Annotated in this window: 19 protein-coding genes; 6 read left to right on the forward strand and 13 right to left on the reverse strand. The window is 36.8% G+C overall.

What is annotated here, in order from left to right:
• Positions 1 to 53 precede the first annotated feature (53 nt).
• The 4 genes from IQ237_RS01425 to ispG form a co-directional block, all read right to left on the reverse strand.
• Positions 54 to 794: a hypothetical protein gene (locus tag IQ237_RS01425; protein WP_194051539.1), complete on the reverse strand. Its 741-nt coding sequence runs from the start codon at positions 792 to 794 to the stop codon at positions 54 to 56.
• Positions 794 to 2,542, reverse strand: a complete 1,749-nt coding sequence (locus IQ237_RS01430) for a protein kinase (protein ID WP_194051541.1) — start codon at positions 2,540 to 2,542, stop codon at positions 794 to 796. The genes IQ237_RS01425 and IQ237_RS01430 overlap by 1 nt, the downstream gene beginning before the upstream one ends.
• A gap of 602 nt (positions 2,543 to 3,144) precedes the next feature.
• Positions 3,145 to 4,428 carry a carboxyl-terminal processing protease CtpC gene (gene ctpC, locus IQ237_RS01435; RefSeq protein WP_194051543.1) on the reverse strand — a complete coding sequence of 428 codons (1,284 nt, stop codon included), beginning with the start codon at positions 4,426 to 4,428 and terminating at the stop codon, positions 3,145 to 3,147.
• A 211-nt stretch (positions 4,429 to 4,639) separates the two neighbouring features.
• On the reverse strand, positions 4,640 to 5,866 hold the full coding sequence (gene ispG, locus IQ237_RS01440; RefSeq protein ID WP_096570327.1) for a (E)-4-hydroxy-3-methylbut-2-enyl-diphosphate synthase: 1,227 nt from the start codon (positions 5,864 to 5,866) through the stop codon (positions 4,640 to 4,642).
• Positions 5,867 to 6,167: 301 nt separating this feature from the next.
• Here ispG and IQ237_RS01445 point away from each other — a divergent pair, with 301 nt between their 5' ends.
• Together IQ237_RS01445 and IQ237_RS01450 are read left to right on the forward strand one after the other, a co-directional pair.
• On the forward strand, positions 6,168 to 6,506 hold the full coding sequence (locus IQ237_RS01445; protein ID WP_228019505.1) for a cupin domain-containing protein: 339 nt from the start codon (positions 6,168 to 6,170) through the stop codon (positions 6,504 to 6,506).
• A gap of 30 nt (positions 6,507 to 6,536) precedes the next feature.
• Complete coding sequence (locus IQ237_RS01450) at positions 6,537 to 7,016, forward strand: hypothetical protein (RefSeq protein WP_194051545.1); 480 nt, start codon at positions 6,537 to 6,539, stop codon at positions 7,014 to 7,016.
• Positions 7,017 to 7,367: 351 nt separating this feature from the next.
• Here IQ237_RS01450 and IQ237_RS01455 read toward each other — a convergent pair whose 3' ends face one another.
• The 8 genes from IQ237_RS01455 to IQ237_RS01490 all read right to left on the reverse strand — a co-directional run bounded on the left by IQ237_RS01455 (position 7,368) and on the right by IQ237_RS01490 (position 14,690).
• Positions 7,368 to 8,759, reverse strand: coding sequence for an amidase (locus IQ237_RS01455; RefSeq protein WP_194051547.1), 1,392 nt, complete (start codon positions 8,757 to 8,759; stop codon positions 7,368 to 7,370).
• A gap of 235 nt (positions 8,760 to 8,994) precedes the next feature.
• Entirely contained in the window at positions 8,995 to 9,846 is an 852-nt protein-coding gene (locus IQ237_RS01460; RefSeq protein WP_096570330.1) for a peptidase, read from the reverse strand.
• Between the two features lie 21 nt (positions 9,847 to 9,867).
• Positions 9,868 to 10,101 carry a preprotein translocase subunit SecG gene (gene secG, locus IQ237_RS01465; RefSeq protein ID WP_096570332.1) on the reverse strand — a complete coding sequence of 78 codons (234 nt, stop codon included), beginning with the start codon at positions 10,099 to 10,101 and terminating at the stop codon, positions 9,868 to 9,870.
• Positions 10,102 to 10,317: 216 nt separating this feature from the next.
• A complete protein-coding gene (gene gpmI, locus IQ237_RS01470) occupies positions 10,318 to 11,916 on the reverse strand; it encodes a 2,3-bisphosphoglycerate-independent phosphoglycerate mutase (protein WP_194051549.1) in 1,599 nt (532 codons plus the stop codon).
• Positions 11,917 to 12,048: 132 nt separating this feature from the next.
• Positions 12,049 to 12,657 (reverse strand): hypothetical protein, encoded by a 609-nt coding sequence (locus IQ237_RS01475; RefSeq protein ID WP_228019508.1) that lies wholly within the window; start codon positions 12,655 to 12,657, stop codon positions 12,049 to 12,051.
• Between the two features lie 140 nt (positions 12,658 to 12,797).
• The gene (locus IQ237_RS01480) at positions 12,798 to 13,934 is read right to left on the reverse strand and encodes an AAA family ATPase (RefSeq protein WP_194051551.1); all 1,137 of its coding nucleotides are present in this window, start codon (positions 13,932 to 13,934) and stop codon (positions 12,798 to 12,800) included.
• 37 nt (positions 13,935 to 13,971) lie between these two features.
• Positions 13,972 to 14,373 carry a type II toxin-antitoxin system VapC family toxin gene (locus IQ237_RS01485; protein WP_194051553.1) on the reverse strand — a complete coding sequence of 134 codons (402 nt, stop codon included), beginning with the start codon at positions 14,371 to 14,373 and terminating at the stop codon, positions 13,972 to 13,974.
• A gap of 20 nt (positions 14,374 to 14,393) precedes the next feature.
• Positions 14,394 to 14,690, reverse strand: a complete 297-nt coding sequence (locus IQ237_RS01490) for a hypothetical protein (protein WP_194051555.1) — start codon at positions 14,688 to 14,690, stop codon at positions 14,394 to 14,396.
• A gap of 305 nt (positions 14,691 to 14,995) precedes the next feature.
• On the opposite strand from IQ237_RS01490, the gene IQ237_RS01495 reads away from it, so the two are divergent.
• From IQ237_RS01495 to IQ237_RS01510, 4 genes are all read left to right on the forward strand, one after another.
• Positions 14,996 to 15,286: a nucleotidyltransferase family protein gene (locus IQ237_RS01495; RefSeq protein ID WP_194051557.1), complete on the forward strand. Its 291-nt coding sequence runs from the start codon at positions 14,996 to 14,998 to the stop codon at positions 15,284 to 15,286.
• A 121-nt stretch (positions 15,287 to 15,407) separates the two neighbouring features.
• On the forward strand, positions 15,408 to 15,716 hold the full coding sequence (locus IQ237_RS01500; protein WP_194051559.1) for a hypothetical protein: 309 nt from the start codon (positions 15,408 to 15,410) through the stop codon (positions 15,714 to 15,716).
• Positions 15,717 to 15,797: 81 nt separating this feature from the next.
• On the forward strand, positions 15,798 to 15,962 hold the full coding sequence (locus tag IQ237_RS01505; RefSeq protein ID WP_194051871.1) for a hypothetical protein: 165 nt from the start codon (positions 15,798 to 15,800) through the stop codon (positions 15,960 to 15,962).
• Positions 15,963 to 16,048: 86 nt separating this feature from the next.
• Positions 16,049 to 16,351 carry a PIN domain-containing protein gene (locus IQ237_RS01510; protein WP_309225564.1) on the forward strand — a complete coding sequence of 101 codons (303 nt, stop codon included), beginning with the start codon at positions 16,049 to 16,051 and terminating at the stop codon, positions 16,349 to 16,351.
• Between the two features lie 222 nt (positions 16,352 to 16,573).
• Here IQ237_RS01510 and IQ237_RS01515 read toward each other — a convergent pair whose 3' ends face one another.
• Positions 16,574 to 18,268 (reverse strand): ABC-F family ATP-binding cassette domain-containing protein, encoded by a 1,695-nt coding sequence (locus IQ237_RS01515; protein WP_194051561.1) that lies wholly within the window; start codon positions 18,266 to 18,268, stop codon positions 16,574 to 16,576.
• Positions 18,269 to 18,949 lie beyond the last annotated feature (681 nt).

The following is an 18,949-nucleotide window of genomic DNA, read 5'->3' on the forward strand; positions in this document are numbered from 1 at the left end:
TTGATTATTGTTGGGTTTCCTTGCGTCAACCCAACCTACTAAATTACAAAAGCCTAATTACCAAGTAATTCTCTTCTCCGTCGCTCCTGTTCCTGCTGCTCAACCCTTTCGCGTGTTTCCTGATATTCTTCTACTGCTTTTTCGGATTCATTCTTTAGTGATTGCCGCAGTGTTCTAGCTTCATCTTCATCCCCTAAAAGAGAAATCACTTCTCTTCTTTGTGGTTTATCAAGTTTAAGAAACCATTGAATAAAAGCGTTTAAAATTACCTTTCCTGAACCTGATACTTCGTCATGAGCTACAACACAAGAAGGGCAAATGTATGGTAGGTAGTATGATATCCCATTCGTATTATCTCTAAAATGATATCTATATTGCCCGCGTTCAGAAATTTGTTTCCTGCTCTCCCAGCATACATTACTAGAGCTATCGTTAGCAATAATACAGTCTAACAACTTCGTGTCAGAGCTATAATAACTAAAGGTTATTGCTAGTTCTCCAACAGCTACAGAACCAGGATATCCAGGTAAGATTTCTCCTGTTGAAGCGAGTTCAGGAAATTTATCCAAAATCAAGGAGTAATGATATCGAGATCTGATACATTCGTTTAAATTGCTATTAAAATTCAATAGCATTTGTTGATAGTATTTTTTAGAAGGAACATCTTTCTGACAACTATCAGCCACCTCAGCCAGTGATTTCATATTAACCTGAGCATCACTTTTCATTGGCGTTAAAAACAAAGCCGAGCTAGTTACAAATAAAGCAATTAAACCTTTAACTGTGAATTTCATTATTGATTACCTTCTCTGATTACCTGTTCTAATTCATCGGAAGCTTTAGGAATGGGATGTGTATTTTCCCAAGGTTTAGTGGCATCAACTACATTATCATGTGAACGTGGTGTATTTTCTTGTTTTTTCCTCGCTTTTTGTGGTTTAGCTGGTAATTGTCGTTTCTTTGGAGTTAACACAATTATTCTTGGTAGTTTTCTTCGCAAAGATTGTTTAGCCTTTTTAGCTTGCATTTCTGCCTGTTGTCGTTGTTTCTCTCGCAATGCAGCTTGTTCTTTATTTTGTGCCAATATCGCAGCCTGATTTTCCCTTTCTCTAATTACAGCTTCTAGCTTTTCCTGTGCTTCTTTAGCTGCTTTTTCTTTCCTAATAGCCTCTAGTCTTTCTTGTTCGGCTTTAGCTGCTGATTCTAATTTCCTTTGTTTCTCTATAGCTTCTTTTCTCTTTCCTTCAGCTTTTAAAGCAGCTTCACGTTTTTCTATTTCTTCCCTTTTCACTTTTTTAGCTTGCAAATCTTCAGATGAAATTACATTTACCGGACTTGGCTGAATTTGCGTTTTAGCCTTTGGTGTAGATTCAGAAATGGGGATAACTGGTGATGAATTAGAAATACTAGGACTAACAACAGGTATTTTTTCTTCAGTTCCAACTATATTTTTATTATTAGGTTGATTCAATGCAGCAATCGCAAAATATCCCACACCTAAACCAATCAACCATTTCCACTTTTTGCGATTTTTCTGACTTGGTTTAGCCGCAGGTTGTACAGGTTTACCTGGACTAACAGAAACCGTCGGTAAAGAACTATTTTTTAATTGAATATTAGTGGTATTTCCGAAAATTTGCGGTTGATTTAATGCCTTTTCAATTTTCTGCAATCTCTGTAAAATAACTCTCGTATTTTCAGGACGCTGATTTGCAGTAGGAGCAATTAAATTATCAATTAAATCTGCTAAAAGAGGAGAAATATTAACTGCATATTTTCGCCAATGTAACTCATTAGTCAGAGGATCATAAATAGCTTTATCCTGGGGTTCTTTACCTGTGAGCAAGAATATAAAAGTCCGTCCCAAAGCAAAAAAATCAGACTGTTGTACAGAATAACCATTTTGTTGTTCTGGTGGTGAATAACCTTGAGAAATAATTCTAGTATGGGAATTTCCCGCTAAAATTGTGGTTGTGATTTGTCGCACTGCACCAAAATCAATTAACACAAGTTGCCCACTTGGTCGCAGCATGATATTCTGAGGTTTAATATCACGATGAAAATATTTTTGAGCGTGGACTAAAGCCAGAATTTCTACTATTTGTTTCAACCAATTAAGAGCTTCTTTTTCAGAAATAGTTTGATAATTACGAAATTCCATCCATTGCTCTAAATTTACCCCTGCAATTTTCTCCATTACTAAACAATGCAATGGTAGAGAACTATTTTTAGGTAAAACTGTAAAATAACCATCTGCTTCGACTTTGGGAATACCCACACTATTTAACTGACTCAAAACTTTGGCTTCTTGTTGAAACAGTTCCACCGCTTTGGGGTTATTTTCTGTTAGCACTTTTAAAACTTTAGTTTTACCACCATCGTCAATTTCAAAAGTGTTCCCAAAACCACCTTGACCTAGTTGCTTCAGTATCCGATAGCGATTTTGCAGCAGTAATTGTGACCCACAGTTACGACAAATAGGATTATTTGCATTTGCTGGGTCAATAGGTTTGGGACAGTGAGGATTGATACAATAGGTCATCACGCAAAGATCAGTCCCATCAATAAATGACTGTTATTCATCACCAGTACGAAAATTAAGAATATAAAGTAATAATAATATGTTTAAATCTACTCTAAGTAGAGTAACATAGATTCCGTATTTTTGGCAACTGGTTATACTATATAAATAACAAAATAAGTAGGGGATGCAGTATCGCTAAAGCGAAAGCTTCGCTAACGCGCTGCGTGCCATTAAGCATATAAATATAAAACTGAATCAAGAGATTCAGGGGTAAAAAAGGTAAGAAAATCCCAGGAATAGACATTAAAACCATCAAAAACTGCTCACTTTTCCCCCTGACTCCTGTACGGGTTTAGCACTGCTCATTGGTGTCAACTTAGGCTACTAATAGCTTTTTTGTTTAGCTTCCAAACCCGCCCGGAACTTAAGTTCCGGTCTAATAGCCAAAGTAAACTGAAGTTTACTAAACAATTTAAAAATTTTTATGGTTATTTAGTCATCTTCAGATGACTTTTGCTATTAGACTGGGAATTCATTCCCAGTTGGGCTATGGGTTTTACGTTAAGTTGACACTAATAAGCAATGCGCTTTACCCCTACTGACTCCTGACTCCTGACAATTTAATTCTTATTATTTGTTGTAGTATTTTGAGCAGCTTGTTTACCTAAAACCTCAATAGCTTTAGCAAATTGCGGATCTTCTAAAGTACCTAATTTCTCACGTTCCCTTAACCACAAATCTTGTCTTTGGGCATCAGTTAAATCTACTTTGATATCAGGGTCAATACCATGCTTGTTAATATCTTTACCGCTGGGTGTATGATATTTAGCAATAGTCACCGCTAACCCAGAACCATCGTCCAAAGGACGCACAGATTGTACCAAACCCTTACCAAAAGTTTGTGTACCCACTATCGTCGCCCGTTTATTATCCTGCAAAGCACCGGAGAGAATTTCACTAGCACTAGCAGAACCCTTATCCACCAAAACCACCAAAGGTTTAGTCGTTAAAGCACGTCCTCTGGCTATTTCCCGTTCTTGCTCACCTTGACGGTTAATAGTGGACACAATTGTACCTTTATCCAACCACATCCGGGCAATCTCTACACTGGAAAATAATAAACCACCAGGATTACCACGCAGATCCAAAACGTAACCAGTGACGTTTTTAGCTTCTAACTTATTAATCGCATCTCTCATTTCCTTACCAGCATTAGCACTGAATTGATTCAGTCGAATGTAGCCAATATTACCTGCTGGACTTGGTTTTTCAGCAAACTTAACCGGATGAATTTCAATCCGCGCCCTGGTGATGTCAAATATTTTTTGCTGACCATTTCGCAGAATTTTTAGCTTGACCTTAGTTCCCGCTTCACCCCGAATTAAAGATACAGCTTGGGTAGTATCCATGCCTTTAGTGCTTTTGCCATCAATTTCTAAGATGACATCTTTAGCCAAAATTCCCACTTTAAAGGCTGGTGTATCTTCAATAGGGGAAATTACAACTAATTCCTTTGTTTTTTCATCCTGACTGATAGTGATACCAATACCTGTTAATTCTCCAGAGGTATCAACCTGCATACTCTTAAATTCCTCTGGGTCCATAAACCGGGTATAAGGGTCTTCTAGCTTTTTCAGCATTTCCCGGATGGATGTATAAGCTTCCTGCTGATTACTGTAGGACTTGCTTAAATATTCTTTACGAACAGCTTGCCAATCTACTTGATTAAAAGTCCCGTCCACATATTGACGGTAAACAATTTGCCAAACCTCGTCTATCAATTCTTTGGGACTTGCTTTAAATAAAGCTTGACCACGAGAGTTAATGCCAAGACTCGTAACCGCAATTGTAGAAAGCGTCACTGCTGTAGCACCTAAAACAAGTCTACTTTTTGTAATCACCATAATGACAGTTGTGTCAGAGGGAAAATCTATTGTCAGTATGCCCAATCTAACACAGGATTTGGGGATTGGGGATTGGTGATTGGGGATTGGTGATTGGTAATTGGTGATTGGTGACTGGGCATTTAGCATTAGGGATTGGTACAAATATTCTCCCCCTGCCTCCCCCGCTTCCCCTGCTTCTTCGCTGTCACCTGTCACCTGTCACCTAATTTTAAGGATCTACCCAACGTCCATCAGCTTTGATCAAATTGATCAATTCCTCTACACCTTGATCCTCTGGAACTTTTTTAATTTCTTCCCTGCCACGGTATAAAGAAATAAAGCCAGGATTTTTGCCAACATAACCATAGTCAGCATCGGCCATTTCTCCAGGTCCATTCACAATACAACCCATGACGGCAATATCTAAACCTGTTAGGTGTTTGGTTGCTTCCCGGACTTTGTGTAACACTTCTTCTAAATTAAACAAAGTTCTTCCACAAGAAGGACAAGCGACATACTCAACCATTGTTTTCCGCAAACCTAAAGCTTGCAGAATGCTGTAACAAACGGGAATTTCTTTTTCTGGTGCTTCTGTCAAAGATGCGCGAATTGTATCACCTATACCATCGGCTAATAATGTAGCTATTCCCGCAGTAGATTTAATTCTGCCATATTCCCCATCTCCGGCTTCGGTTACACCCAAATGTAAAGGATAATCCATGCCTAAATCATCCATGCGTTTGGCCATTAACCTATAGGCGGCTACCATGACGGGAACTCGTGAAGCTTTCATGGAAATCACGATGTTGCGAAAATCCAAAGATTCACAAATGCGGATAAATTCTAAGGCAGATTCTACCATTCCTTCGGGAGTGTCACCGTAGGTAAATAGCATTCTTTCTGCTAAAGAACCATGATTGACTCCTATCCGCAAAGCTTTACCTTGATCTCGCAGGGAAACTACCAAGGGTTCTAAGGTTTCACGGATTTTTTCGCCAATTTCGTCAAATTCAGCTTTTGTGTATTCTGTGCGGTTGGTGTTGGGTTTTTCAAATACATACAACCCTGGATTGATACGCACTTTTTCGATATGTTTAGCGACTTCCAGGGCAATTTTCATACCGTTGTGATGTACGTCGGCGACAATGGGAACATCACGGTAAGTTTGCTTTAATTTCTGTTTAATTTCCGCTAAGGCTTTGGCATGAGCCATACTAGGAACTGTAACGCGGACAATTTCGCAGCCAATTTCATGAAGACGACGAATAGCGGCTACAGAACCATCAATATCGAGGGTATCTTCGTTAATCATTGATTGTACCACCACGGGGTAGCCTCCGCCAATGGTGACATCTCCCACTTTCACAGGACGAGTTTTGCGGCGTTTGATGGTGGTGTCAAAGACGGGTTGACTGGATGTAATGTTGTTAGTTTCAAGGGGTGGTAGGGTTTGCATAGCCTCAACAGGTAGATTTTCTGTAGCTAAAATATCAGATTGCAAGGGGTTATGTTTCTCAGATTGCCATAGTTGAGGCTCTTTTGGGTGATAAATTGGAAAATTTACAGCTTCATTTTTTTAGCATTTCTTCAATGGTATTCATAGTTTCAACGCTGACTGTGCCAACTCGTTATAAAAATAATGCCAATGGGCGAATTTTCTACCAGTTGATAGATTTTAGAATTAGCTTCTACCTTTGGTTATAGTGATATTTCTCTAGTGCAAAGCTACCATGTAAAGGTAGTAGGAAGAGAGAAACATGAAAATTGATATGAATCCTACTGTAACTCGATTACAAGAACACATTGAATATCCCCGTGAGGGAGTTTTCAGCAAGGTACTGGCAAAAGATACAGTTTGTCAATATACTCTCTTTTGTTTAGCTGCTAACACGGAAATTTCTGAACATACCTCTACGCGCAATGCTACTGTCAATGTTGTGGAAGGAAGAGGTTTATTAACTTTATCAGGGGAAGAAATTATACTCGAACCCGGAGTTTTTATTTTTATACCTGCTAATACCTCTCATGCTTTACAAGCTGAATCTAATTTATCATTTCTGCTCACCCTTTCTGAAAAGTCAGCAGATATTAATTAATCTTTTTTAATCATTTTGGGAGATGAGTAAATGTCATCTGCAATTTCTACTTTTACTGAACATTTAGATTTTTCTCAATCGGAAATAGAAGCAATACTTTCCACACCTTTAAATGAGGTGCTTAACTCACAGGAATTAAAACAAGAATTAGACAGTTTAGATATTCAACTATTGCGCGAGACTTTACCCACAGCAGGACAAGTTTTAGCTGAAAATTTACCGCCTTTTTATCATTGGTTAAAAAACGAATTAGGGGTTAAGCGTGTTCCTGATAGTCCAGATCATACAACAAAATGGGTAATTAATTTTCTCCATCATCAAGAAAGTTTAAATCATTTGGTTGAGTTACATCGTCAAGTTTCACCAGCAGCTTTGGAAGAAGCTGTTCCTCGTTTGGTAAGTTTATTTGATGGTGTGGAAGATGTCAAAGTTCGTCAGGAATGGGAAAAAGCTGTTGCTGCACTTTGTTTAGTTTTAGTTGTTGATAAAAGACAGCATCAGTATGATTAGTGTTTTTGGATTTTCAGAATTTTGATTGTCTGAATCAGGATATCCAGGATTTTAGGATTTACAGGATTTTTGGAAATGTGATATTTTAAATGGTGAATTTAGGATTTTTATCCTATTAAAAGTTAATTCATCACCTGAAAATTATTTGATTATCAAAAACAAAATTGTTTGATCGTGACAATCTTTTGAATGAATCTAAATCCTGATAATCATGTAATTCTCTACATTTCGATTAAAATCCTGTAAATACTAAAATCATGATGTTCAGATACGCGATTTCTTTGATTGTATCATATCGAAAATTACAAATTATTCTATAAGTCGGGGATCTTGGTTTTTATTAACACTAACTCAGAGATTTGGACGATGTTGAATCCAAGGATTAGCGGTTTCTAATTGTGCTGCTAAACTAATAATAGTAGACTCAGCAGCAGGTTTACCAATTAATTGCACACTCATGGGTAAACCATTACTATCAAAACCTACAGGAATCGCTATTGCGGGTAATCCTGTTGCGTTTGCTATGGGACAAGGTGCAACCCATTTGATAATATTTTGAAATGTCTCTTCTGGGGTTAAATTTTGCCATTCACCAATTTTAATGGGTGAGTGCAAATAAACCGGTAATACTAACACATCAATATTATCAAAAAAGGCGACAATTTGCCGGGAAACTATCTGCATTTGTGCTAATGCTTGCAAATATTCACCCGCAGAACCTGTTCTCGATAATAAAAATTTATTCAATGGTTGCAGTGCTTCGGGGGGTATTCTTGATGCTGCGACTCCAGATTGCCATACTATTTGAAATGGTTTTACTAAACCACTCATATCAGGACATTTTTCTGCTATTTTATGTCCCATTTCTGCTAATAATTTAACTGTTTTTAATACTCCTTGTTTGCAGTTTGTGTCAGCATCTCCCAAGGGAGTAATACTGGTACTAAAAGCTATTTTTAACTTCTGGTTTTTTACTTTGGTTGCTGCTAAAAATGAAGGTTCTGGATTTGTCAACCAATAAGGATCTCCGGTAATATATCCAGAAATTACATCTAACATGGCTGCTGCATCTGCTACAGTTCTGGCTATGGGACCATTAACAGCAATTCCTCCCATACGATCGCCTACCGGTGCTTGTGTGACTCTTCCCCTTGCTGGTTTAATTCCCACTACACCACAACAAGCCGCAGGTCCTCTAATTGAACCACCACCATCTGAACCTTGAGCGATCGCACATAATCCTGCTGTCACAGAGGCCGCAGCACCACCACTAGAACCCCCAGGAGTATATTCTAAATTCCAAGGGTTTCTAGCTGGGGGAAAACCTGTAGGTTCACTGTAAGGATAAGAACCTAATTCAGACGTGGCAGTTTTTCCCAAAATTGTAAAACCGGCTTGTTTAATCTTGCTCACTACGCCATCATCATAGTTAGAGATATTTTTAACGAAAGCTGGATTTCCGTAAGTGCAAGTAACACCAGCTACGGCGTTTAAATCTTTAATAGAAATGGGAACACCAAAAAATGGCGGTAATTCTGAAGCGGTTGTGAGTAATTCTGTTTTTGCTTTAGCGTCAGCAATAGCTAAATCTGCTGTGACAGTAAAATAACTTCCTAATTGGGGATTGAAGCGAGAAATTCTATCTAAATATAGTTCTGTCAATTCGAGAGGTGAAACTTCCCGACGACGAATTAATTGTGCTAACTCTAAAGCTGGGGTAAAAGCTAAATCAGTTTCATTCATTGTTGTAATTTGCAACTTTAAATTTGCAACTTTAAATTTTATACATCTATCAGAAGTTATAAATCTTCCATATTTCACAAATATTAACTTATAGCCCAACACAGGGTAGTTAAGACATCAATTTATCATGAAAGTCTTACTAAAATAGGCTTATACTCCTGACTTCTGACTCCGGTTGGTGAGCGACTTGTACTGAGCGCAGTCGAAGTAAGTCGAACCACTGACTCCTACTATATTACTTTTTCACACTTGACCACCCCAAACTTGTAGACTGTTGATAAATCTTCTTTAAAGTATTCACATCTCTGCTAGAAATAGATACAGGGTTACGAACTTGAGAAAAATAAAGTGCGTCAGTTTCTACGGGACTATGACCCCAAATTCCTAAAGCGTGTCCCATTTCATGACGTGCTGCTGCTTGCAAATGTTCCCCTGTTTGAGTGGGACTTAATAAAATAGTAAAACGGTGTAATAAAAAATTATTTTGATTATATAACTCGTATGTCGCTAATGCAGAACGCGCACGGGGAATTTTACTAATGGGGTTTATTTGTAAAGGTGGACGTTGACGCATAATTTTAATATCAGCTTTAATATCAGCAATTTCTGAATTTTCTACTAATTCTAAAGGTAAAAAATTATTCCACTCTTTAATAGCTTGTGAAACTTGATTTACCCATGTTTGCGCTTGTTGTTGATTGATATTTGTAGGAGTTTCAATATTTACTTTAATCGGGAAATGTGACCAAATTAAATAACCATATTTTGTAGGTTGAATTTGCTCAAAATAATCACCACTATTATTTTGATCTTGCCATTTTTCTAAACTTAGTGGTAAAGGATGGGGTTTTTGTATTGATCTTTCCCCTAACCTCTCTGCTACAAGGAAAGGGGAAATTATAGTCTCCTTCCCTGCTAGGGAACGGGGTTGGGGGTTAGGTTCTTTGGCTTGAGTATGAAAATTCGTCAAAATAACTAACAGTCCTGAAATTATGAATAAAGTCAGAACTGTTAATAATTTCCACCCAAAAAAATGATGATTTCTATTTTGGGTTTTGGATATTGATTTTTGGGATATTTTTCCCATTTTTACTTATCTAGGTTTTACTTATTTAGGTAGCCAGTTAGCACTTAAAACCACTGTTAAACCGAGAAAAATTACTACTAACGCCCAGGTGACACGATTTAATGTATTTTCTGCGCTTTTGGTACTGCTAAAGAGTTGAGCTTGGCCACCAATAGCACCGATACCATCACCTTTAGGGCTATGTAGTAAAACCAGGACAATTAAACCTAAGGCAGAAAACGCCCAAATTCCTTGCACAATGTTAGTAATCGACATACGTAATTAAAAATTCCCAAAGATGATCTTGAATATTATTTAACGTAACACGGTTAATTAAAAATTTGATGATTGGTGATTGGTGACTGGTGACTGGTGACTGGTGACTGGGATAATATTACCAATTACCAATTACCAATTACCCATTACCCATTACCCATTACCTCTAAAAAACAGTTAACTGTGAAAAGTTAACTGTCAAAGAAGAGAAATAGATTACAACCCTACTTGTACAGGAGTACGAGAAAGTTGTAAATCATATTCTGCGGCTCTTAGTAGAGATTTACCAGTCATTTCTTCTGGTTGAGGAATTTGTAAAATATCCAAAATAGTGGGTGCAATATCAGCTAACTTACCATCATGTCGTAAGTCAACATTTGCACCATATCCGGGTATTTTCACTTTTTCCCCTTCTACCAAAATGAAGGGAACGGGGTTAGTTGTATGTGCCGTCCAAGGATTACCATCCTCATCTGCCATATACTCAGCGTTACCGTGATCGGCTGTAATTAGCATTGTACCGCCAACTTTGCCGACACTTTCTATAAGTCTGCCTAAACATCGGTCAACGGTTTCAATCGCTGTGACGGTGGCTTCAATTTTTCCTGTGTGGCCTACCATGTCAGGGTTAGCGTAGTTCATGACTACTAAAGAGTAAATACCCTTTTCAATAGCAGCGATCGCCACCTTTGTCACCGCCTCGGCGGACATTGCAGGTTCTTTATCGTAAGTGTCCACCATTGGACTGCTTATCAGTTCCCGATCTTCTCCCTCATAGGGGTCTTCTAGTCCCCCATTAAAGAAATAGGTGACATGAGCGTATTTTTCCGTTTCCGCAGTGCGGAACTGTTTTAGATCATGATTTGCAATCACTTCTCCCAGAATATTCGTCAAGTTCTGGGGAGTAAAGGCCACAGAGACGGGTAACTCTGGGTCATATTGGGTAAATGTCACAAAAGACAGGGGTGTAACTTGCTGTCTTTCAAAACCCTGAAAATCAACACTAACAAAAGCTTGAGTTAATTCTCTGGCGCGGTCGGGACGGAAATTGAAAAAGATCACCCCATCGCCAGGTGCAACTGCGCCAGGAGTAATTCTGACGGGAACAATAAACTCGTCGGTTACGCCTTCAGCATAAGAGGCTTGCAAGACTTCTAACGCTGTTTTTCCGTTACCAGCGCCTTCTTGCGTCATTACATCATAAGCACGTTGGACTCGATCCCAACGGCGATCGCGGTCCATCGCATAATAACGACCGCTAATAGTGGCTATCTGCCCTATTTCTACACGGTCTATGTAGTCTTGCAGTTGTGCGATGGCTTTTATTCCATCTGAGGGAGGTGTATCACGCCCATCCATGATAGCGTGAATACATACATCAGCAATTTGCTGTGATTTGGCTAAGTCCAGTAACCCAAAGAGATGGGTGATGTGGGAATGTACCCCACCGTCAGAACAAAGGCCAACCAAGTGTAACTTGCCATTTCGTGATTTCACTTCCTGGCAAATGTTTACAAGTGCTGGGTTTAATGCTATAGAACCATCTTCTACTGCATCCGAAATGCGTACCAGTTCTTGGGGAACGACACGCCCAGCGCCAATATTCAAATGACCAACTTCCGAGTTGCCCATTTGACCTTCTGGCAACCCTACGGCTTTTCCTGAAGTGCGAATGAGGGTATGGGGGTAGACTGCCCATAAACTGTCCATGATTGGAGTTTTGGCAGCAGCGATCGCGTTTCCTCGCTTGTCCTCACAGTAGCCCCATCCATCTAAAATGACTAGCACCACAGGAGCAACAGGTGCTTTGGTCATAGTAAAATTGCCCTTTACTTTTTGTAATATCCGAATGATACCACTACTAACCGCCAATGATAAGTTAATTCTGCTGATTGGTCTGTTAAGTAAGTGTTTATTCCTATCACCGCGATCGCCCATATCTCTACTTCAATCCATTTCAATAATTGGTATCACGGCTTTTGTCGCTGTCAGCAAGGATTCTGCAAAAGCAGCATATCCCACAGGACAAACACTTTTTAAGTTCTCTAAATCCACCTGAAAAGCCAAATTCCAACGCACTTTTAGCGGACGTTGATTATCAAGATTTTCTGTAAGATAGGTTGATTGGGCGATCGCCTTCTCTAAAATATCTTTTGTATTGTTTAAATCTTCTAAATTTTCCAAATTTGGCAATTCTACACCCAAAACAGTCGCCACAGTTTCAGTATCAGCCAATAACCAAGTTTCAAAATTCCTAATTGCTAAACCTTCAGCAGAGCGATCATTAATCGGTTGTTTATTAACATCTAAATGGTTATCCCGAATTTTATTTACAGACCTGTCTAAATCAATTTTTCTCTGATTATTTATGTTATCATTTGCATCAACCACAATCAGAATCATATCTACTTCTTCAGGTTTCCATAAAATCACAATTTGGGCTAAATATTTTGGGTCTAAAATGGAATGTCCAGTTCTTAAAGTTAGTTTTTTATTTTCTCTAATTGATGGATGTCTTTGGATGAAATCACAATCTAGAAAACCAGCATTTAGCAATTCTCATCTGATTAAAGTATGCAATACACCCTCATTTTCTCTGGGAATTACTTTACCCCCAGCTTCTGGTTTAATATAGGGAACACTTGCACCTAATTCTGCTTCCCCTTCAGCTATCAAACCTATGCGAATCCTCCGACTTATGTTGGATTCCCTCCAAACACATTTGTAAACCAAAGTTCACCTAAAGCACCATCATAAGCTTCTAAAGCTTTTTGAAATCTCACAGACTCAAGAGGTAATTTATGAACTTGGGTTTTACCTTCTTTATCTAACTCAACAGCACGCACTTGATGAGGTTCGACGTAATTTAATAACACAGGAGAATGGGTTGTAATTAAAACTTGTACTGGGTTTCCAGTTATTCCCTCAGTGGAAACAATTTTTAGCAACTCCATCATTTTATGCAATAACCAAGGATGCACACCATTTTCTATTTCTTCAAAACAAATAATACTGGGAGTATTTTCTTGATAAAGTGCAGTTAAAAAAGCTAAAATTCTTAATGTCCCATCTGAAATATCAGCAGCAGGAATATGATGTTCTGAATATTTATCAACCAATTCTAGGGAAAATGTGTTATTTTCACTACGAGGTAAGACGATTTTCTTAATATTAGGAACAAGCAGTGTTAACCTTTCCTGCAACTCATCAAATCCTTCACGATTAGCTAATAAAATATCCAGCAAAGCATAAGCTATTCCTTCTCCAGTTTTTTCCATGTAACCATTTGATGTGGCTTTACTAGCAATAGAACTGGGCGCAAAGTCGTAAATATTAATCTTTTTAAGAGAATGACCAATAGGAGAATCTGGAAATTTGCAATCAACTAAAAGTTCTCTTAGTTCAGGTGTAGAGTTTCTCTCTCGATATAAGGTTCTTTTTTTGTTTGCTATGGTAACAGTTTTGTGAGGATAATTTAGAGTAATTAATATATCTAAAAAATCTTGATTATCTTCATGATCAGTGGATTTTATTGTATTATTGGTACTAGCTTCAAACAAAAGATAATCTAGCTTTCCATGCCAAAATTTAGACTCTATACTCTGCTGATTTTTACTTACAGCTTTTAATGATTCCGAAAAAAAAGGGAAAATAATTTGTTTACCTTTTTTATTATCCATAAGCCTTTGCAGAAAATCAGATAATACTGCCAAAACTTCACAAATATTCGATTTCCCAGAACCATTAGAACCAATAAATACAATTAATGGTTCTAAATCTATTTCCGTATCAAACAGACTTTTATAATGTTGAACTCTGAATTTAGATAACATTTATTAAACCTCTAAAATTCTCAATTTATTAATTTTATCACACCAACCAATTTTCTAAACTTAAACCCTCAACTCTAGTTAAATCACTATCATTAGAAACCACAGTTAAACCTTTAATCATTGCCGTAGCAGCAATTAAAACATCTTCACTTTGAATTGGTAAACCTTTTAATCTTAAATTCGCATGAATTTCCGCAGCTTTTTCTAAAATCGCCAAATCATCTAGAAAAATTATTGGATATTTTTGACAAAGTTGGTTAAATCTTTCTCTTTGTTTAGGAGCGTCAAACGCTAGAAACCCTCTTCTAACTTCAAAATAGGTAATACAGCTAATGTAAATATCTATCCCCTCAAATTTGCTTATTTGTAGCCTTTGTTTGATGCGAAAATCATTTTTAATAGCTAAAGAAACAATATTAGTATCTAACAAATAACCCATGTATTTATTTATGAATTTCCTTACTTACGTTTAATTGCTTCATCAAAAATGGCCATTTGTTCAGGTGTCAAATCTTCCCCTATTTTGGATAATACTTCTGTTGACATTACAAAATCACAATTTTCCTTTAACTTTTCATCAGACATATTATTAAATCTTTCAGGTGTTAAATTTTCCTGAACAATTTTTAATATATGTTTGACTATTGCAGCATAATCAAGATCCTCTTTAAATATGGGATTCTCTTCCATTAAAATATATACTACTCTCTCAACTCTCTTAATCACGGATTCTTGCTCAATTTGGGTTGATAACATAATATCTGCCTCCTGCTTTCACAATGATATATAGATGTTTTCAATTAATATTTTATCATTTTTAATACTAAGAGTCAATTAATCAATTACTATCCTGTAAACCTTGATTACGATCCATACAAATTAAGATACATTAACTTACTATACCATCATTATACCATGTTCAATAAAAATTTACATAAGTTATTTTATTTCTGCTTTACAGTATTACTTAATTAGAGGTATTATATTTTTTACATTAGGATTTATTTTGTCAGAATCAGGATATCCAGGATTAAAGGATTTTGAGGATGAGAGGATTAATCATGAATAGAGAAGCTTTAATTAATTTCCTCAGAGAAAATTTAACCAAAATAAAAAGTTATGGTGTCACTTCCTTAGCTTTATTTGGTTCTTATGCAAGAGATGAAGCAAAAACTACCAGTGATCTTGATTTACTGGTAGAATTTCAAGGAAAAGTTACCTTTGATCAATATATGGATTTGAAATTTTTCCTAGAAGATAATTTAGGTTTATCCGTTGATTTAGTAACTAAAAAGATGTTAAAACCTCAAGTAATAAGTTCAGTAAAAAAGGATGTTATTTATGTCGCGTAGTTGAAAACTGTATTGCGATAGAAAAGTAAACAATAACAATCCTGTTAATCCTCAAATCCTGGACATCCTGATTCAGACAAGTAATGATATAATAAAGATATTTGATTCAGGAATTAAAACAATGACATTTAAACAAGAATCATTAGTGGATGAACTGGAACAAAAAATATATCAAACACTCTTGGATAGATTACCTAATGACGATGATTTTACTAAAAGTATCAATAATTTACTAACTTTACTAGAAAGAGTTTGTAGTGAAAAAGCTGAATATCATCATCAAAATTTCCCCAATGAACAGTTTAATTATTGGCATAATTTTCAACAAGAAATACACCAATTAAAAATACTCAAACAACAAGAAAGAATCAAATCCTATAGAGGAAAACTGCAATGGGAAGATAATTTAGAAGAAAAGAGAATCAACTGATGATTATTGTAGATTCAAGTGTCTGGGTAGATTATTTTAATGGTATAGAAACTAAAAATATTTGATTCAGGAATTAAAACAATGACATTGAAAGAAGAATTACTAGCAGAAATAGAAACCATGACAGAAACGCAAATAGCAGAATTTATAATAATGATTAAAAATCTAAAAACACAAAATACTAACTTCAATGAAAACGAAATTGAGAAATTAACTCTTGGTGAATGTATAGCAAAATTCCGATAAGAATTGATAGAAGAAGAAATAGAAATTAACCCTGATGAAATTTGGGGCAATATTCGTGATTATCATCCAGGAAGAGAGGTAATTTGGTGATTCGCTTTTTATTAGATACTAATATTATCTCTGAACCTTTAAAGATAGAACCGAATCAAGCAGTTTTACAAAAAATGGTAAAATATGAATTAGAAATTGCTATGGCATCAGTAACATGGCATGAACTATTATTTGGTTGCTATCGTTTACCACCTTCTAAAAAGAAAAATAAAATTACTAACTATTTGCACCAGATAATTAAACCAAAAATACCAATTTTACACTATGATGATGTAGCTGCCGAATGGTTTGCTAACGAAAGAGCGCGACTTGTGGGAATAGGAAAAACTCCTGCATAGCCAGATGGACAAATTGCAGCAATAGCAAAGGTAAATGATTTAATTTTAGTAACAAATAATATTGCAGATTTTAGTGAGTTTCACAATCTCAAAATAGAAAATTGGTTTGGTGATTTTATTTAGTAAATCAATGATAAGTGTCAGAATCAGACAAAAAAATCCCCAACTTATTAATAGTTGAGGATTACCAAATATTAGTTTTTATTGTTTTTAAAAACAAACCTACTTCTTCTTCGCTGCTGATTTTGCTGATTTCGCTGCTTTCTTCGCTGCTTTTTCCGCTTCTATTGCAGCTAACTTTGCTTGTTCCTTCTCCTCTTCAATCTTCCGCAAATAATAATGATAATCTCCCAAATAAACCCGAAATTCTCCATCCCGAATCTCAACAATTTTATTTGCAACTTGGGAGATAAAATAACGGTCGTGAGATACTACAATGGCAGTACCATCATAGTTTTGCAAAGCTTCTTCCATCATTTCCTTAGCTGGAATATCTAAGTGGTTAGTAGGCTCATCTAAAATGATTAAATTCACTGGTTCTAGCAACATTTTCGCTAGTGCTAACCTGGCTTTTTCTCCTCCACTTAAAGCTCCCACTTTCTTAAAAACGGTATCACCTGTAAATAGAAATTTACCTAACAGTGTACGCACTTCTTCGTTTGTCCAGTCGGGAACTTCATCATGTATTGTTTGCATGACTGTTTTATTCAAATCTAATGCTTCTGCTTGGTTTTGTTCAAAATAACCAGGGATAACATTATGATCTCCCAGTTTCACAGTTCCTTCTGTGGGAGGTTCTACACCCATAATCATTTTTAACAGTGTAGATTTTCCTGCACCATTAGGACCTAAAAAGGCGATTCTATCACCTCTTTCTATCAACAAATTAGCACCTAAAAACAGAATTTTATCCCCATAAACATGGGTTAACTCTTTAATTTCTACTACTTCTCTACCGCTACGAGGTGCGGGGGGAAAGCGAAAATGTAAAGTTCTAACTCCTGCGGTTGGTGCTTCAATTCTTTCAACTTTTTCTAATTGCTTTTCTCGGCTTTTTGCTTGGGTGCTGCGAGTTGCACTAGCGCGGAATCTATCTACAAATGCTTGCTGTTTTTCTAATTCTTTTTGTTGACGTTCAAAGGCACTCATTTGTGCAGATTCATTTTCTGCTTTTTGTTGTAGATATGCTGAATAATTACCCAGGTAAGTGCTAGAAACTCCTCTTTCAGTTTCGACAATTTGTGTACAAAGTCGATCCAAAAATTCCCGGTCATGGGAAACTATCACCATTGGAGTGAGTAATTTTTTCAGGTAATTTTCTAACCATTCAATGGTTTCTAAATCTAAATGGTTTGTCGGTTCGTCTAGTAGTAATAAATCTGGTTCTTGCAGGAGAATTTTACCTAAACTCATCCGCATTTGCCAACCGCCAGAAAAAGCACTGACTAGGCGATCGCCATCTTCCACTTGAAAGCCCATTTCCGGTAAAATCTTACCAATGCGAGCATCTAAACCATAACCATCCAACGCTTCAAACTGACGCTGTAATTTATCTAACTTATGAATCAGTTTATCTAATTCCTCCAGAGTGGCAGTTTCCATTTCCCGTTGTACTTCGTGCAAAGCTAACTGAACTGCGTTAGCTTCCTTGAAAACTGTCCAAAATTCTTCATTAACTGTCCGCGTTGGATCAACTTCAAATTCTTGGTTGAGGTAAGCTATGTGTAAACTAGCAGGGCGGATAATTTCCCCAGCAGTGGGTTCAATTTCCCCAGAGATAATTTTCAGTTGGGTAGACTTTCCCGCACCGTTAACACCAACCAAACCAATGCGATCGCCTGGTTTCACTTCCCAGTTGATATCCTTTAAAACTTCGCCTGTAGGGTAAATTTTACTAATGTGTTCCAGTCGCAACATGAAATATCTCTCAGATAGGGGATATAAGGGGTAAAGCTAACGCCATACTCAATCTTAACAAAATTTAACGACATATTTACAAGAATTTAGGAGTTCAGGAGTTCAAAAGTTCAGGAGTTCAGGAGTCAGGAGTCAGGAGTCAGGAGAAAGAATTGATTTTTTTTCAGCATTTAGCCGTCGGTTTCCTTCGGGAGCATCCCAAATGTGTAAGTTTATTTTTTGCTTGAGGTCAAGACGTGAAATGAACGAACCACGTTCACCGAAGGTGTTCCCGAAGGGTAGGTACGAAGGACACAAAGGTAAGAGATTTTTAGAGAGTTTTTGGTGTTGCAGCGGTTATTTTTTCAAAATTGAGATGCTCCCGTTTCCTTCAGTACCTGAAATATTGAAATACAAAGAACGAAAATAAACAGAAACAGATAAAATTCACGAAATTAAAACTTCACGAAATTAAAACTTCTCAATTCTTGCTCATGCTGCTATTAGCTGATTACTGTTTACTAATTACTAATTATTGATTACTGATAGCTTATTACTGACTTCTTGAACTCCTGACTCCTGACTCCTGACTCCTGACAGCTTTTTGCTACTTAACAATAATTAACATCAAAATAAATAGAATACACCTGTATTGTGTCTAACAAGGTTGACATTTTGCCATCCTTTAAAGAATCATCTTAG

The organism is Sphaerospermopsis sp. LEGE 08334 (assembly GCF_015207205.1).
Lineage (GTDB): Bacteria > Cyanobacteriota > Cyanobacteriia > Cyanobacteriales > Nostocaceae > Sphaerospermopsis.

Coding starts and splice junctions, on each gene's coding strand:
- IQ237_RS01480 (WP_194051551.1), bottom strand. CDS start 13,934: ATGTTATCTAAATTCAGAGTTCAACATTATAAAAGTCTGTTTGATACG.
- IQ237_RS01425 (WP_194051539.1), bottom strand. CDS start 794: ATGAAATTCACAGTTAAAGGTTTAATTGCTTTATTTGTAACTAGCTCG.
- secG (WP_096570332.1), bottom strand. CDS start 10,101: ATGTCGATTACTAACATTGTGCAAGGAATTTGGGCGTTTTCTGCCTTA.
- IQ237_RS01485 (WP_194051553.1), bottom strand. CDS start 14,373: ATGGGTTATTTGTTAGATACTAATATTGTTTCTTTAGCTATTAAAAAT.
- IQ237_RS01500 (WP_194051559.1), top strand. CDS start 15,408: ATGACATTTAAACAAGAATCATTAGTGGATGAACTGGAACAAAAAATA.
- IQ237_RS01450 (WP_194051545.1), top strand. CDS start 6,537: ATGTCATCTGCAATTTCTACTTTTACTGAACATTTAGATTTTTCTCAA.
- IQ237_RS01455 (WP_194051547.1), bottom strand. CDS start 8,759: ATGAATGAAACTGATTTAGCTTTTACCCCAGCTTTAGAGTTAGCACAA.
- IQ237_RS01495 (WP_194051557.1), top strand. CDS start 14,996: ATGAATAGAGAAGCTTTAATTAATTTCCTCAGAGAAAATTTAACCAAA.
- IQ237_RS01505 (WP_194051871.1), top strand. CDS start 15,798: ATGACATTGAAAGAAGAATTACTAGCAGAAATAGAAACCATGACAGAA.
- IQ237_RS01445 (WP_228019505.1), top strand. CDS start 6,168: ATGAAAATTGATATGAATCCTACTGTAACTCGATTACAAGAACACATT.
- gpmI (WP_194051549.1), bottom strand. CDS start 11,916: ATGACCAAAGCACCTGTTGCTCCTGTGGTGCTAGTCATTTTAGATGGA.
- ctpC (WP_194051543.1), bottom strand. CDS start 4,428: ATGGTGATTACAAAAAGTAGACTTGTTTTAGGTGCTACAGCAGTGACG.
- ispG (WP_096570327.1), bottom strand. CDS start 5,866: ATGCAAACCCTACCACCCCTTGAAACTAACAACATTACATCCAGTCAA.
- IQ237_RS01490 (WP_194051555.1), bottom strand. CDS start 14,690: ATGTTATCAACCCAAATTGAGCAAGAATCCGTGATTAAGAGAGTTGAG.
- IQ237_RS01515 (WP_194051561.1), bottom strand. CDS start 18,268: ATGTTGCGACTGGAACACATTAGTAAAATTTACCCTACAGGCGAAGTT.
- IQ237_RS01460 (WP_096570330.1), bottom strand. CDS start 9,846: ATGGGAAAAATATCCCAAAAATCAATATCCAAAACCCAAAATAGAAAT.
- IQ237_RS01430 (WP_194051541.1), bottom strand. CDS start 2,542: ATGACCTATTGTATCAATCCTCACTGTCCCAAACCTATTGACCCAGCA.